12 protein-coding genes are annotated in these 14,250 nt (G+C 71.4%); 3 read left to right on the top strand and 9 right to left on the bottom strand.

Annotated features, from left to right (window positions below; all coding sequences use genetic code 11):
* Positions 1–11: 11 nt before the first annotated feature.
* From ACIBR0_RS11165 to ACIBR0_RS11155, 3 genes are read right to left on the bottom strand one after another with little or no spacing between them, the layout of a single operon-like run.
* The gene (locus tag ACIBR0_RS11165; protein WP_396714451.1) at positions 12–743 is read right to left on the bottom strand and encodes an NADPH-dependent F420 reductase; all 732 of its coding nucleotides are present in this window, start codon (positions 741–743) and stop codon (positions 12–14) included.
* 37 nt (positions 744–780) lie between these two features.
* A complete protein-coding gene (locus tag ACIBR0_RS11160) occupies positions 781–1,812 on the bottom strand; it encodes an LLM class flavin-dependent oxidoreductase (RefSeq protein ID WP_396714449.1) in 1,032 nt (343 codons plus the stop codon).
* On the bottom strand, positions 1,805–2,854 hold the full coding sequence (locus tag ACIBR0_RS11155; protein ID WP_396714447.1) for an LLM class flavin-dependent oxidoreductase: 1,050 nt from the start codon (positions 2,852–2,854) through the stop codon (positions 1,805–1,807). The genes ACIBR0_RS11160 and ACIBR0_RS11155 overlap by 8 nt, the downstream gene beginning before the upstream one ends.
* Before the next feature lie 112 nt (positions 2,855–2,966).
* Between ACIBR0_RS11155 and ACIBR0_RS11150 the strand changes: the two genes are divergently transcribed.
* Both ACIBR0_RS11150 and ACIBR0_RS11145 read left to right on the top strand, forming a co-directional pair.
* Positions 2,967–3,458 carry a MarR family winged helix-turn-helix transcriptional regulator gene (locus tag ACIBR0_RS11150; protein ID WP_396714446.1) on the top strand — a complete coding sequence of 164 codons (492 nt, stop codon included), beginning with the start codon at positions 2,967–2,969 and terminating at the stop codon, positions 3,456–3,458.
* Between the two features lie 442 nt (positions 3,459–3,900).
* Positions 3,901–4,263, top strand: coding sequence for a RidA family protein (locus tag ACIBR0_RS11145; protein WP_396714445.1), 363 nt, complete (start codon positions 3,901–3,903; stop codon positions 4,261–4,263).
* On the opposite strand, the gene ACIBR0_RS11140 is transcribed toward ACIBR0_RS11145, so the two are convergent.
* A complete protein-coding gene (locus ACIBR0_RS11140; RefSeq protein ID WP_396714443.1) occupies positions 4,161–5,285 on the bottom strand; it encodes a saccharopine dehydrogenase family protein in 1,125 nt (374 codons plus the stop codon). The two genes, ACIBR0_RS11145 and ACIBR0_RS11140, sit on opposite strands and share 103 nt — an antisense overlap.
* A 98-nt stretch (positions 5,286–5,383) precedes the next feature.
* On the opposite strand from ACIBR0_RS11140, the gene ACIBR0_RS11135 reads away from it, so the two are divergent.
* The gene (locus tag ACIBR0_RS11135; protein WP_396714441.1) at positions 5,384–6,322 is read left to right on the top strand and encodes a helix-turn-helix domain-containing protein; all 939 of its coding nucleotides are present in this window, start codon (positions 5,384–5,386) and stop codon (positions 6,320–6,322) included.
* Positions 6,323–6,341: 19 nt separating this feature from the next.
* Here ACIBR0_RS11135 and ACIBR0_RS11130 read toward each other — a convergent pair whose 3' ends face one another.
* The 5 genes from ACIBR0_RS11130 to ACIBR0_RS11110 form a co-directional block, all read right to left on the bottom strand.
* Positions 6,342–7,379, bottom strand: coding sequence for a glycoside hydrolase family 6 protein (locus ACIBR0_RS11130; RefSeq protein ID WP_396714439.1), 1,038 nt, complete (start codon positions 7,377–7,379; stop codon positions 6,342–6,344).
* The gene (locus ACIBR0_RS11125; protein ID WP_396714437.1) at positions 7,376–9,004 is read right to left on the bottom strand and encodes a glycosyltransferase family 39 protein; all 1,629 of its coding nucleotides are present in this window, start codon (positions 9,002–9,004) and stop codon (positions 7,376–7,378) included. The genes ACIBR0_RS11130 and ACIBR0_RS11125 overlap by 4 nt, the downstream gene beginning before the upstream one ends.
* Positions 9,001–10,932, bottom strand: a complete 1,932-nt coding sequence (locus ACIBR0_RS11120) for a glycosyltransferase (RefSeq protein ID WP_396714435.1) — start codon at positions 10,930–10,932, stop codon at positions 9,001–9,003. The genes ACIBR0_RS11125 and ACIBR0_RS11120 overlap by 4 nt, the downstream gene beginning before the upstream one ends.
* A gap of 540 nt (positions 10,933–11,472) precedes the next feature.
* On the bottom strand, positions 11,473–13,749 hold the full coding sequence (gene katG, locus ACIBR0_RS11115) for a catalase/peroxidase HPI (protein WP_396714433.1): 2,277 nt from the start codon (positions 13,747–13,749) through the stop codon (positions 11,473–11,475).
* Positions 13,746–14,198 carry a Fur family transcriptional regulator gene (locus tag ACIBR0_RS11110; protein ID WP_357034185.1) on the bottom strand — a complete coding sequence of 151 codons (453 nt, stop codon included), beginning with the start codon at positions 14,196–14,198 and terminating at the stop codon, positions 13,746–13,748. Before ACIBR0_RS11110 ends, katG begins: the two co-directional genes overlap by 4 nt.
* Positions 14,199–14,250: the final 52 nt, after the last annotated feature.

Raw genomic sequence — 14,250 nt, 5'->3', positions numbered from 1 at the left:
GTCCCCGTCGCTCACTGTCCGCCTCCGTGGTCGATCAGGCCCCGTGTCCCGGCACGTGCGCGGGCGACGATCCGCCCACGCTCCGACTCCGGGAAGCGGTCGAGTCTGGCGCGGACCTCGTCCGCGTCGACGTCGGCGCCGAAGAGCTCGGTGCCGGGTTCGAAGCGTATGCCGTCGGCGAGGGGACCGGCGATGACCGGGTCGAAGCCGAGCGCGTCCACGAGGGCGGCGACGGCGGCGAGATCGGCGGAATCGTCGCCGGCGATCGCGACGGCCGTACGTCCGGCGGCGCCCGCGGGTCGGGCCTTGTCCTCGATGTCGTGGTAGCCCACGTGGTTGAACGCCTTGACGACACGGGTGCCCGGAAGGAACGCCTGGACGATCTCGCTGGAGGACGTCCGTGCATCGGTGAGGTCGTCGCGGATGCCGTCGACCTCCCACCAGTAGTTCATGGCGTCGACGACGAGCTTTCCGCGCAGGGCGTCCGCGGGAATGGTGCGGTACCTGCCGAGCGGGAGGGCGAGAACGACGATGTCGGCGCGGGCCGCGGCGTCGTGCGCGGTCGTGGCGACCGCGCCGGGAGTGAGCACCTCGACGGTCAGCGCGATCCGCGCGGGATCGCCGGAGCCGGCGATGAACACCCGGTGACCGGCGGCCAGGGCGAGCCGGGCCAGCACGGTGCCCAGCTTGCCCGCACCGAGGATGCCGAGGGTCCGGGGACCGTCGGGGGCGGTGTCGTTCATGTCGTTCCCTTCCGTTCGGTGCTGAGCCGTCGGTAGGTCAGCCGGCGAGGATGTCGCGGACCATGGGGATCACCTTCGTGCCGTACAGCTCGACGGCCCGCAGGCGGGCGGAGACCGGCTGCGCGCCCGCGGTGTAGATGAGGTCGAACCGGCCGACGCCCAGGTCGTCGATCGTGCGGGCGATCCTGCGGGCGACGGTCTCCGGCGAGCCGATGTAGAGGGATCCCTGCGCGATCTCGGCGTCGAACTCGGCGCGGCGGATCGGCGGCCAGCCGCGCAGGGCGCCGATCCGGTCCCGGATGACCCGGTAGTGCGGCCAGAACACCTCCCTGGCCTCCTCGTCGGTGTCGGCGACGAAGCCCGGCGAGTGCATGCCGACCGGGTGCGCGGTCGTGCCGAACTGGGCCGCGGCCCGCCGGTACAGGTCGAGGTAGGGCGCGAAGCGCGTGGGCGGGCCACCGATGATGGCGAGCATGAGCGGCAGGCCGTGACGTGCGGTGCGTACGACCGACTGCGGCGACCCGCCGACGCCCACCCAGGTGGGGAGGCGTCCCGACTCGGTCTTGGGGAAGACGTCGGCGTCCCGCAGTGGGGCGCGCAGGGTGCCGCTCCAGGTGACTGGCCGCTCGTCGAGCAGCTTCACGAAGAGGTCGAGCTTCTCCTCGAACAGCGCGTCGTAGTCAACCAGGTCGTAGCCGAACAGCGGGAACGACTCGGTGAACGAGCCGCGTCCGAGGATGACCTCGGCACGGCCGTCGGACAGCGCGTCCACGGTGGCGAAGCGCTGGAACACGCGTACGGGGTCGTCCGAGCTCAGCACGGTCACCCCGGAACCGAGGCGGATGCGCGCGGTGCGCGTGGCGATCCCGGCGAGCACGGTCTCCGGGGTCGACACCGCGTACTCCGGTCGGTGGTGCTCGCCGACGGCGATGGCGTCGACGCCGAGGGCGTCGGCCAGCACCGCCTCGTCGACGACCTGCCGGATCGCGGCGGCGTACGAGACCGGGGTTCCCGCGTCGTCCTCCGGCACGTCGCCGAAGGTGTCGAGGCCGAACAGGAGGTCAGACATGGAGGGGCTCCTCGGCGAGTAGTTCCCGCACGCGCGGGGCGACCTCGCGGCCGAGCAGTTCGATGCTGCGGGCGCGGGCCTGGCGGGGTAGGTGCATGACGTCGTACTTCAGGTCGAAGCGGCTGAGCCGCAGGTCGCGGGCCATCGTGGCGATCTTCTGCGCGACCGTCTCGGGCGAGCCCACGAAGAGTGCTCCGGTGTCGATCTCGGCCTCGTACCGTTCCCGGGTCGGCTTGTAGAAACCGCGCTCCCGGGCGACCTGCCGCACGACCGGTTGCCAGTAGCGCCACCAGGTCTCCGCGGCCTCCTCGTCGGTGTCGGCGACGAGGCCGAGCGAGTGCTGCCCGACCGGCTGCGCGGAGTGCCCGTACTGGTCGAGCGCACGGTGGTAGAGGTCGACGTGGCCGGCGAACCGTTGCGGGCGCCCGCCGATGATCGCCAGCATGAGCGGAAGCCCGTAGCGGGCGGCGCGGATCACCGACTTCGGGCTGCCGCCCACACCGATCCAGGCCGGGATGCCACCCGGCCGCATGCGCGGGTGCAGGCGCTGCCCGACCAGCGGGCTGCGGACGGTGCCCGACCAGGTCACCGGGTCCTCCCGCTGGAGCCGCACGAACAGGTCGAGCTTCTCCTCGAACAACTGCTCGTAGTCGGCCAGGTCGTAGCCGAACAGCGGGAACGACTCGGTCGCCGAGGCGCGCCCGAGGATGAGCTGCGCGCGGCCGTTCGACACCGCGTCGAGTGTCGAGAACTCGTGGTAGAGCCGGACGGGGTCGTTCGTGCTGAGCACCGTGACCGAGGTGCCGAGCCGGATGCGCCCGGTGGCCGTCGCGATCGCCGCGAGCAGCACGGGCGTCGCCGAGTCGGTGAAGCCCTCCCGGTAGTGCTCCCCCACGCTGAAGACATCGAGGCCGACCGATTCGGCGAGCTGCGCCTCCTCGACGATCAGCCGGAGGGTCTCGGCGTCGCTCAGGACACGGTCACCGTCGGTGGCCACCTCGCCGAACGTGTTGAGCCCCAGTTCGAAGCCTTCGGCGCCCATGGTGTCCTCCTGCTCCGTTACCCGGGGGTGCGGCGTGTCCCGCCCTGTGATCGCCAACCTGATTGACGTGTCAATTATGCCCGGTATGATTGACACGTCAATTGGAGGATGGATGACGGAGAACACACGCCAGCAGCGCAAACGGCAGCTGCCGACGACGGAGCAGCTACGGATCTGGCGCGACTTCATCGAGACGGCGGAAGCGCTCAGGTCCGAGCTGTCGTCCCGGCTGCAGAGCGAGTCCTCGCTGTCGCCCGGCGACTACGTGGTCCTGCTCGCCCTCAGCGAGGCCGAGGGGCGACGGATGCGCTCCTCCGAGCTCGCGGCGGGCATCGGATGGGAACGCAGCCGGCTGTCGCATCACCTCGGCCGCATGGAACGGCGTGCCCTCGTCCGTCGCGAGGAGTGCGCCGCCGACAGCCGGGGGGCCGAGGTCGTGCTCACGACCACCGGCGCCGAGGCATTCGGGGACGCCACGGTGCCGCACCTGCGGGCGGTGCGCGAACTCTTCGTCGACGCCCTCACGCCGGACGAACTGGTCGCTGCGGGCGAGGTCGCCGCAGCGCTGCGCGCCCATCTCGCGGGACTCCGCGGACGCCGCTGAACAGCCTCCCGGCCGCGAGGCAGACCGGTGCCGCGCCACCCGGGCGGGCCGTGCTGCACGTCGTGCCGCCCGTCGCGTCGCCGTCGTCGCCAGTCGACGTCGGAGTGCTCAACACCGCCGGGCTGCCCGACGCCACGACGGCGGCCGGTCTGCTGCGCGACAGCCGGTAGGTGGACCGCCAGCCTGCGATCAGGCGGCTGCGTCCACGTCATGCCGGTGCGACCCGCACGGCATCGGCCACCAGGTGGCCGAACTCCACAGGCGGCACGCTGCGTCACGTTCGAGCAAGCGCCGGCCACCCTCGCGTGAGGGGCGACGAAACGGCGTCACCGTCAGTATCCGAGCAGGGAAGTGACGGTGAGCGACTGGCCAGCATGGCGAATGCGCTGCGATGCTTTCGTACGTGACGTCATTCCGCCGCCTGGTCAGCTCAGGATCACCTTTGGAACCGGAGATCGGCTTCTCCCGCGCCGTGCGGATAGGGCCGTACGTGTCCGTGGCCGGCACCGCGCCGATCGCGGACGACGGCGCCACCGCCGGTCGGGGAGACGTGTACGCCCAGTCCGTGCGGTGCCTGGACATCGCCGAGCAGGCGCTGCGCGAGGCCGGAGCGACGCTGGCAGACGTCATCCGGACGAGGGTCATGCTCGTCGACATCGACCGGTGGCGGGAGGCGGCGCGCGCACACGGCGAACGGTTCGCTTACATACGACCGGCGTGCACGTTCGTGGAGGTCTCCGGTTTCATCGATCCGGAGTGGCTGGTGGAGTTCGAGGTCGACGCCGTGGTGGAAACAAGCGGCTGAAGCGAGAGGTGCGCAGACAGCGCGTCGAGGAAGTCGGGCGCGTCGAAGATCTCACCGGCCGAGGCGACCCCGCTCGTCCTGGTCTGCCCCGCGAGAATGCGACGGACGGCCTCGACCGCCAGCGGTGCGCTGATGGCGTAGATGTCCCGGCCGCTGGCGACGAGGCGTCGTTCCGTGTGGCCGGCGCGCACGACGACGTCCACGGTGAACGTCTGCGCCGACCGGCCGCGCTCGTCGACCGCCGTCGGTGCGGGTGCGTCCGGGGCGGCCAGGTCCGTGGCCGCGTGGGTGGTCATGTAGGTGCGTACCTCGGTGACGGACAGGTGGCTGGGGACCGTGACGACGTCGGCCATCGTGAACTCGCCGAGGACGGTCCGGCGGCCGACCGGAGCGGGAAACTCCCATTCCAGGGTCGGCAGGTCGCCCTCGGCGACGTAGTACTCCAGCCGGCCGCCGGTGTAGCGGACACGGTGGCCGTCCCGGCGTTCCCGCGAGACGGTGCCGGAGGCGAGGGTCCCGGCCGTGGGGTGCCAACTGCTCAGCCCGTACGCGACGTGCGCCTCGTCGGCCGCCGTCCAGTCGCCCATCGCCGTCGTGACCAGCAGATCACCGAGTCCACCGAAGAAGGCCATCGCCGGCACCACCGCGACGCCCGCGGTCCGGGCGCGGTCGGCGAAGTGGGTGAACGTGTCGAGGTTGGCCTCGATCTCGGCCGCCACGTCGACGTACGGGATCCCGGCGCGCAGGGCGGCCTCGATCACGGGGGCCGCGGTCGAGGCGAACGGGCCGGCGCAGTTGACCACCGCTGCCGCGCCCGTCAACGCCCGGTCCAGCGAGGCCGGATCGTCGGCCGACGCCACCCGGTGTTCGAGCCCCGGATGCGACGCCGCCAGCGCCTGGAGCCGGCCTGGGTCGCGACCGAGGAGAAGCGGGACGAACCCGCGATCGCGCAACTCCGTCACCACGAAACGACCGGTGTGTCCGTACGCACCGAAGACCGCTACGGTCTGACCTGAATCCATCTGCGGTTCCTCCTCGAAAAGATCGACTGAGAAGATCCTCTCCGCAGTGGCCGGCCCGGACCAGTGTCGGGAACGCCATGCCCCGTACACTTTCGGACATGGCCACGATCGCGCTCGCCGCCACCGACGCGATGCTGCACTTCGAGCTCGCCATGGCCTGCGAGGTCTTCGTCCGCGACCCCTCCGGCCTGGCAGACCCGTGGTACGACCTCGTGGTCTGCGGCCCGGGTCCGGTCCGGATCGGCCGGTTCCACCTGGAGCCGGACGACGGGTTGGACCGACTCGCCCGCGCCGACACCGTGATCGTCCCCGCCGTGGAGGACATCGACGCGGACCTGCCACCCGACCTGCTCGACGCCGTCCGCGCGGCCCACGAGGCGGGCGCCCGGATCGTCTCGCTGTGCACCGGTGCGTTCGTGCTGGCCGCCGCCGGGGTGCTGGACGGGCTGCGCGCGACCACGCACTGGGCCCACACCGAGGCGCTGGCGGCCCGCTATCCCCGCGTGCAGGTCGACCCGGACGTGCTCTACGTCGACAACGGCACCGTGCTCGCCTCCGCCGGCAAGGCCGCCGCGATCGACCTGTGCCTGCACCTGATCCGCCGCGACCACGGCGCGACGGTCGCCAACGCCGTCGCCCGCCGCCTGGTCGTGCCACCGCATCGCGCCGGCGGCCAGGCCCAGTTCGTCACCACCCCGGTGCCCGCGCGCGACGACCATCCCCTCGCCGACCTGTTCCCCTGGGCGATGGAACGGCTGAACCGTCCGCTGACCGTGGAGGACCTGGCTCGCCAGGCGAACATGAGCTCACGCAACCTGGCCCGCCACTTCCGGTCGGCGACGGGCACCACCCCGCTGCAGTGGCTGTCGACGCAGCGGATCCGCCGGGCCCAGGAACTGCTGGAGAACACCGACACCAGCGTCGACGTCATCGCCCGGGCGGCCGGCATGGGAACCGCCACGACGTTGCGCCGGCACTTCACCCGCACCATCGGCGTAACTCCCGACGCCTACCGTCGCACCTTCCGCAACGCCTGACGGCGGTCCCGCAGAGCCGTCATTCCTGGTCGACGACCGGCGCCGGCCGGGCCGCCCGTGCGGCGGCCCGATCGGCCGCCGACAGCCACGGGGCATCGGCAATCAGGGTACGCGCCTGCGTGGGCGTGAACAGGTACGTCTTCTCGCCGCCGCACACCCCGTCGGACTCCCCCGGCGCCTTGATCCAGAGCAGCGCGGCCAGGCCCGGTCGGTCGGTCACCGGCCGGGGTGCCTCCCCGAGGGCCTGCCGCTTCGGGTTGCACCACTCGTCGTCGCGGCCCGGCTCGTCCGGCGGCGGGCCGGCGCCGTTGCGGGAGGTGTCGATGACGAACTCCCGGTCCCCGACCAGGTCGGAGAGTTCCCGCCCCCACCGGTAGCTGTCCGCCGTGGTCTGCCGGTTCGAGACGTTCACCGCGAAACCCTCCGCGTACGTGATGCCGGAGGCGAGCAACCGCTCGGCGGTCTCCCCGGTCGAGCGCCACCTGGAGTGCCCCGCGTCGAGGTAGACGGCGTGCCCGGCGGCGGCAAGCCGCATCGTCGCGTCGGTGAGCACCCGGGCGCGGGCGGCGTCGAAGCAGTCCGCCGCGATCGCGTCGGGCTCCATCACCACCACCGACCGGGTGTTCCCGAGCGCGGCGACGAGTGCCCCGATGTAGTCCCGGTACGCCTGGACGTCCGGCGCGCCCTCACGGGAGTTGGCGCAGCCCCGGTTGGGTATCCAGTAGGCGACCAGCACCGGTAGCTCGCCGCGCTGCCGGGCCCGCGCGGCCAGCTGACGGACCGGCGGCACGTCGCGTGGATCGTTGACCCAGCGGGCCTGCGGCCGGTCGGTGATCGGGTCCAGCCAGTCCGCGCCGTTGCGTGCCTGCCAGCGGGCCGCCGCGGTGTCGGCGTCGACATGCAGCGTCGCGTCCCGGAACGGCTGCTTCGGCGGCGCGTACGTGATCGCGGGCGGGTCGGGGCGCAGCGCGGTGTCGGGCCGGTCGGCGCAGCCTGTGGCCAGGGCGACAACGACCGCGAGGACCGCGGCCGGCAGGTGCCGGCGACGGCGGGTCACGGCAGCTCCCAGTGTTCGCTGACCCGCAACACCCGCACCCGGTCGTCCCCGGTGCCGAAGCTGGCCACCTGCACCGCGTGCTTGCGGGCCTCCATCAGGGTCGGGTACTTCTCGGCCGCGTCGGCGGTGCGGTAGTACCAGTCCGGCACCACCAGATAGTCGACCCGCTTGACGGTGGCCTGCACCGCCGGGTCAGTGTCGAGCTTGTAGACGATCACCGGTCGCGGGTCGTACCCGTAGTGGTGCACCAGGTCCGTCCAGATCGCGTCGTGCACGACCAGGGTCTTGTCGCGCGGCACGTTGCGGGCGACCCACTCGGTGGCCGAGCGCAGCGGCGGCTGCTCGGCGACCGTCATCATCCGGCGCAGCTCCGGGGTCCAGTGCACGGCGGCCACGCCGGCCAGCCCGAGCACCAGCAGGCCCGCCAGGGTGACCCGGAAGCCGTACCCGAAGCCCTGCTCCGCGCGCCGGCGCAGCCAGCCGGTGGGCACCAGCCCGGGGCTGCCGGCCAGCGCGGCGATCACGCCGGCGACCAGCAGGGCGCTCCACGGCAGCAGGTTGATCACGTGCATGAAGGGGACGTAGCCGCCGCGCACCAGCACCAGCCAGCCGATGACCAGGGCAAGGGCGGCCGGGCGAAGCCGGCGGACCAGCAGTGCGAGCGGAATCGCGGCCAGCCCCAGCAGGGGTAGCCAGTGGTCGTACTGAAGCCAGTTCAGCACCTGCTGGTGGGTCGCGCTGCCGGCGTCCAGCACCGAGCCGCTGGACGCCCGCCCGTCCAGCTGCCACTGCGCGGTGCCGAGCAGGCTGTTGTGCCCCTCGCCGGGGAGCAACTCGCCCTTGAAGAGCGCGAACAGCGGATACATCGCCATCAGCAGGATGCCCGCGAAAGCGGCGGTCACCAGCACCTGCGGGCGGTTGCGCCGGTCGGTGTTCTGCAGCAACGCCCAGCCGAAGGCCGGTAGCAGCAGCAGCGTGGTCTCCTTGGTCAGTGCGGCCATGGCGAAGGCGAGGGCCGCGCCGATGCCGGCGGCGATGCTGCGCCACGGCGAGTACGCCAGCACGAACGCCAGCAGCAGCCACGGGGTGACCAGGTTGTCGAGGAAGGTCCAGCGACCGTAGACCACGGCCAGCGGGGAGAGGCCGAACAGCAGCACCGCCACCGAGGTGGGCACCCGTCCGAGGCCGAGCCGGCGGCCGAGCACGTAGAGCAGACCGGCGCTGACCACCCGGGCGATCAGCATGCACTCGTTGCCGAAGGCGATGGCGGAGTCGTACCGGTCGAAGCCGTTGGTGAGCGCGGCCCAGGCGGCGATCTGGATCCAGCCGGCCGGCGCGTGGTCGTAGAAGTACGAATAGGGCGAGAGCTCGCCCTCGTACCGCAACGACCACGCCTGGGACAGGTAGGTGCCGGGGTCGTCGACGTACCCCGGGAAGTTCGACATGCCGACGGCGTGGACGGCCGCGACCAGGGCGAGCAGCGGCGTCAGCACGGCCAGGCTGCGGGCGTGCCGGGCGAACCAGACCTGGAGGCTGACGCGGGCCCGCCGGTGCGGCGGCAGCGCCCGGTCGATGTCGGTGACGGCTCGCAGGTCGAGGGTCGTGTTCTCCAGCGTCCTGGTCACGCGCCCACCCCAGCCGTCGCCGGAACCCGATCACCGTCGGGCGCAGGCGCCGCGCCCAGGTGCGCGCCGCTGTGCGCGGTCTTCACCCAGTTGGTACGCCCCGTCAGGTGCCGCAGCAGCGCCCACACCCCGGCCACCGACAGGACCAGCTGGTACGGGTAGCCGCCGACGACCACCCCCACGTAGTCACGCAGCCGGACCTTCTGCCCGAAGGTACGCCCGAACTGGTGCAGCATCAGCACGTCGAGGGCGACGGTGAGCAGGGTGATCCCCAGCGGCACGCTGGCCAGCAGCGCCACCACGATCGGCGACTTGTGGGCCAGCGCCAGGGCCAGCGCGACCGGTGCGAAGACCACCGAGAACGCCTGGAAGAACTGGAAGCCGAGCACGTAGACGGCGAGCACCTTCTGCCACATCCGGGGCAGGGCCAGCCACTCCCGCTCGGTGAAGACCTGGATGAAGCCCTGCATCCAGCGCACTCGCTGGCGGACCAGCCCACGCAGGGTGTCGGGGGTCTCCTCACGGGTGACCATCTCGTCGATGTAGACGACGTCGACGTCGTAGCCGAGCACCGAGGCGACCATGCCGATCTTGCAGTCCTCGGTGAGGCAGTCCTCGTCCCAGTACGCGCCGTACCGCCTGCGCAGTGCCTCCAGGAACTCCCGTCGGAAGAAGACCGTGTTGCCGCCCAGCGGCATCACCTTCGTCGCCGCCTGCAGCTTCAGCCGAGACTGGAACCACTTGTAGTACTCCAGCACGTTCGCCGCGCGCCACCAGCCGGAGCCGTTCGCCCGCAGCCAGCGCCGCAGCCGGGGCAGCCGTCCCGACGGCAGCGGCAGCGTACGCGGGTCGGCGCTGAAGTTCATCAGCTGCACACCGCACTGCACGATGCCCGCCCCGGTCTTTCGGAATCGGTAGTCGACCATCCGCAGCAGCCGGGGGTGAAACAGGTCCTCGGCGTCGGCGATGCCGATCCACTCGTAAGGGATCCCGAGATCGTTCAGCTCCCGAACCGCGGCGTTGAGCCCGATCGGCTTGTTGTGCACCGCGGTGTCCTCGGGGTACGGCGCCACCAGCACCCGGTGCGGCCAGCGCGCCGCCGCGGCGTGTGCGATCGCCGCCGTGCCCGGGTCGTCCGGATGGTCGATGATCGGCACCACCCAGTAGTCCGGATGGTCGAGCGTGGCGAGCCGCTCCAGGGTGTGCCCCGCGACGGCCTCCTCGTGCCGCATCGGCACCAGGATGACGCCGGGCAGTCGAGGCTCGTTCGGCTCGCCGTACCGGTCGGGATCGTTGTGCTCGGGCAGCCACCACTTGTACAGCTGGAAGGCCAGGGTGGTGACCGCCACCACCAGCATGAACACCGAGACGGCCACGACGAAGACGTCCAGGAACAGGACGGCCAGCACACAGAGCGCGGCCAGCGGCCCGGCGATCCCGAGGAATCGGCGGGCCGGCGGCGACGGGCGGCGGTGAGCGCCGCGGTAGCCGGGGCCGGGAGACGGTGCGGTCATGCTGGTACCTGCCTTGCGGGAGAACGACCAGAAGTGGTCGGAGCAGTAGTTGACGACGGTGCCGGCCGCGAGCAGCCCCCAGTAGGCGACCGCCGTGCCGGTGACCGGTGCCAGGAACGGGAACGCGACCAGGCTGAGCAGGGCGCTGGAGCCGCGAGCCGTCTGGAACCGCCACCAGCGGCCCGTCCGGCCGGTCGACTGGTGCGCGGTACGCCGGCGCCAGGTCAGCCGGTCGTGGGCGACGAAGCTGAGCTGCAGGGTCAGCACCAGCTGCACACCGTTGGCGACCGCCGGGGCCACTCCCCGGGAGATCAGCATGTGCAGCACGCCGTGGCCGAGGACCGCGACGGCACCGCCGATGGTGAGGAAGAGCCACGGCTCGGGCTGCCGGGCAAGGCGGATGATGGTTCGCACGCTGTCCTTCCGGTATGTCAGCAGCCGGGGAAACGGCGCAACTGGCGAGCTGCGGCGAGGGGCCGCAGGAGCGGGATCCGCGGCGGTGATGCCACAGGGCGGCACCGGACCGCCACGCATCAACACCGGGCCCGACCCGACACGGTGCGACCCGGTGGGGAAGCTCCCACATCGGGTCAGTGCTGCTCCTACCCCTCGCGACCAGGGGAAATCGTCGTCATGACGATGGCCACAATCCGGCGGGACGACGTAACGGAGGCGGCGGCTGCGGCGCTTCCGGGATCGTCCGGCGGGTCGGTCTCGCCCGGTGGCCGAAGGCCCGTCGCCCGGTGTGGTGCTGGCCCCTGTTCGGGTCCTGCGCCGCGATCCGCCGCGTCGGTGGTCGTGTACGTGCCGCGCCCTCGGCGTCACCCTGAGAGCACGCGTCAGAGACAGAGACGGTGCGCGCCATCATCGATCATGGCGCGCACCGGGGGAACAAGGGCGGCGAGCCCCGGTCGATCGGGCGGATCGACCGGGGCTCGTCGGGCGGAGCGGGGATCAGGCGAGGTCGAACCGGTCGAGCTCCATGACCTTGGTCCAGGCCGCCACGAAGTCGGTCACGAACTTGTCCCGCGCGTCCTGGCTGGCGTAGACCTCCGCGAGGGCCCGCAGCTGGGAGTTGGAACCGAAGACGAGGTCGACCGCGGTGGCGGTCCACTTCACCTCGTCGGTGGCGATGTCCCGGATCTCGTACACGTGCTCGTCGGACTGCGACGCCTTCCACCGGGTGCCCGGGGAGAGCAGGTTGACGAAGAAGTCGTTGCTGAGCACGCCGGGACGGTCGGTGAGGACACCGTGCCGCGCACCGCCGACGTTGTTGCCGAGAGCGCGCAGGCCGCCGACGAGGACGGTCATCTCCGGCGCGGTCAGGTTGAGCATGTACGCGCGGTCGACGAGCAGCACCTCCGGTTGGGTCTTCTCGCCGGCACGCAGGTAGTTGCGGAACCCGTCGGCACGAGGCTCCATGACCCGGAACGACTCGACGTCGGTTTGCTCCTGGGTGGCGTCGGTGCGGCCCGGACGGAACGGCACCGTCACCTCGACACCCGCGTCCCGCGCCGCCTTCTCGACGGCGGCCGAACCGGCCAGCACGATCAGGTCGGCCAGGGAGATCTTCGCGCCGCCGGCGGAGTTGAAGTCGCGCCGGATGCCCTCCAGGGTCTCCAGGACCGTCGCGAGCTGCTCGGGCTGGTTGACCTCCCAGCCGCGCTGCGGCTCGAGCCGGATCCGGGCGCCGTTGGCGCCACCGCGCTTGTCGGTGTAGCGGTAGCTCGCGGCCGACGCCCAGGCGGTGGAGACCAGCTGGGCGGTGGTGAGGCCGGACTCCAGGACCTTCGCCTTGAGGGCGGCGACGTCGGCGTCACCCACGAGCTCGTGGTCGACGGCCGGCACCGGGTCCTGCCACAGCTGAGCCTCCGGGACCCACGGCCCGAGGAAGCGGCTGACCGGACCCATGTCGCGGTGCAGCAGCTTGTACCAGGCCTTGGCGAACGCCAACGCGAACTCGTCGGGGTTCTCCAGGAAGCGGCGCGAGATCTTCTCGTACGCCGGGTCGACGCGCAGCGACAGGTCGGTCGTGAGCATGGTCGGCTTGTGCTTCTTCGACGGGTCGTGGGCGTCCGGGATGATCGCCTCGGCGTCCTTGGCGACCCACTGCTTCGCGCCGCCGGGGCTCGTGGTGAGTTCCCACTCGTGGCCGAAGAGGATCTCGAAGAACCGGTTGCTCCACTGCGTCGGCCGGTCCGTCCAGGTCACCTCGAGGCCGCTGGTGATCGTGTCGGCGCCCTTGCCGCTGCCGTGGGTGCTCAGCCAGCCCAGGCCCTGCGTCTCCAGCGGGGCGGCCTCGGGCTCGGGGCCCACGTGGTCGTCGGCGACGCCCGCGCCGTGGGTCTTGCCGAAGGTGTGGCCGCCGGCGATGAGGGCGACGGTTTCCTCGTCGTCCATGGCCATCCGGCGGAAGGTCTCCCGGATGAAGTGCGCCGCGGCCAGGGGGTCCGCGTTGCCGCGGGGACCCTCCGGGTTGACGTAGATGAGACCCATCTCGGTCGCGCCGACACCGGCCGTCATCTCCTTCTCGGAGGCGTAGCGCTCGTCACCGAGCCAGGTGTCCTCCGGACCCCAGAAGATCTCCTCCGGCTCCCACACGTCCTCGCGGCCGAAACCGAAGCCGAAGGTCTTGAAGCCCATCGACTCCAGGGCGACGTTGCCGGCGAGCACCAGCAGGTCGGCCCACGAGATCTTCTGGCCGTACTTCTGCTTGACCGGCCACAGCAGCCGGCGGGCCTTGTCCAGGTTGGCGTTGTCCGGCCAGCTGTTGAGCGGGGCGAACCGCTGGCCGCCGTCACCGGCTCCACCGCGACCGTCCTCGATGCGGTAGGTGCCCGCCGCGTGCCAGCTCATCCGGATCATCAGGCCGCCGTAGTGGCCGAAGTCGGCCGGCCACCAATCCTGCGAGGTGGTGAGGACCTCGGTGATGTCCCGCTTGAGGGCCTCGACGTCGAGCTTGGTGAACTCGTCGGCGTAGCGGAAGCTCTCCCCCAGCGGGTTGCCCTTCGACGAGTGGGCGTGCAGCACCGACAGGTCGAGCTGGTTGGGCCACCAGTCCCGGTTGGTGCGCGGGCGACCACCGGTCTTCGGCGTCGGCGAGTCGATCGCCGGGTTCTCGCTCTCGCTGCCGTGCGCGGTCACGGAGTCGTGCGCGACCGGGCAGCCGGCCGCCTCCTTCTTGTCCACGCCCTGCGCACTGGAGGGGACGTTGTCCTGGGTGTCGCTCATCTGCTTCCTTCCGAACTGGCGGACCACTGGGAGTGTTCGGTCGCACAGTCGGGGCAGGTGCCCCAATAGACGACCTCCGCCTCGTCGACCACGAAACCGTGGTCGCCCGAGGCGGTGAGACAGGGAGCATGGCCGACGGCGCAGTCGACGTCGGCGATCGCGCCGCAGGAGCGGCACACGACATGGTGGTGGTTGTCGCTCACCCGCGACTCGTACCGGGCGGTCGCACCCGCGGGCTGGATGCGCCGCACCAGACCGGCGTCGGTGAGCGCACGCAGCACGTCGTACACCGTCTGGTGGGAGACCGTGGGCTGGTCCGCCCGCACCAGCGCGATCACCGTGTCGGTGTCGACGTGCGGGTGGTCGCGCAACGCCGCGAGCACCGCCAACCGAGGCCGGGTCACGCGCAACGAGACCGCCCGCAACTGGGTCTCGAAGTCGGACGTCACCCCACGAACATAGTCCACTTTTCTGGAATGAATCAAGTTTTGCGCGATCTCA

Origin of the sequence: Micromonospora sp. NPDC049497, assembly GCF_044465805.1 — a bacterium.
Taxonomy (GTDB): domain Bacteria; phylum Actinomycetota; class Actinomycetes; order Mycobacteriales; family Micromonosporaceae; genus Micromonospora.
Note: the sequence above shows the minus strand (reverse complement) of the source record. Positions and strands in the feature narration are given on the sequence as shown.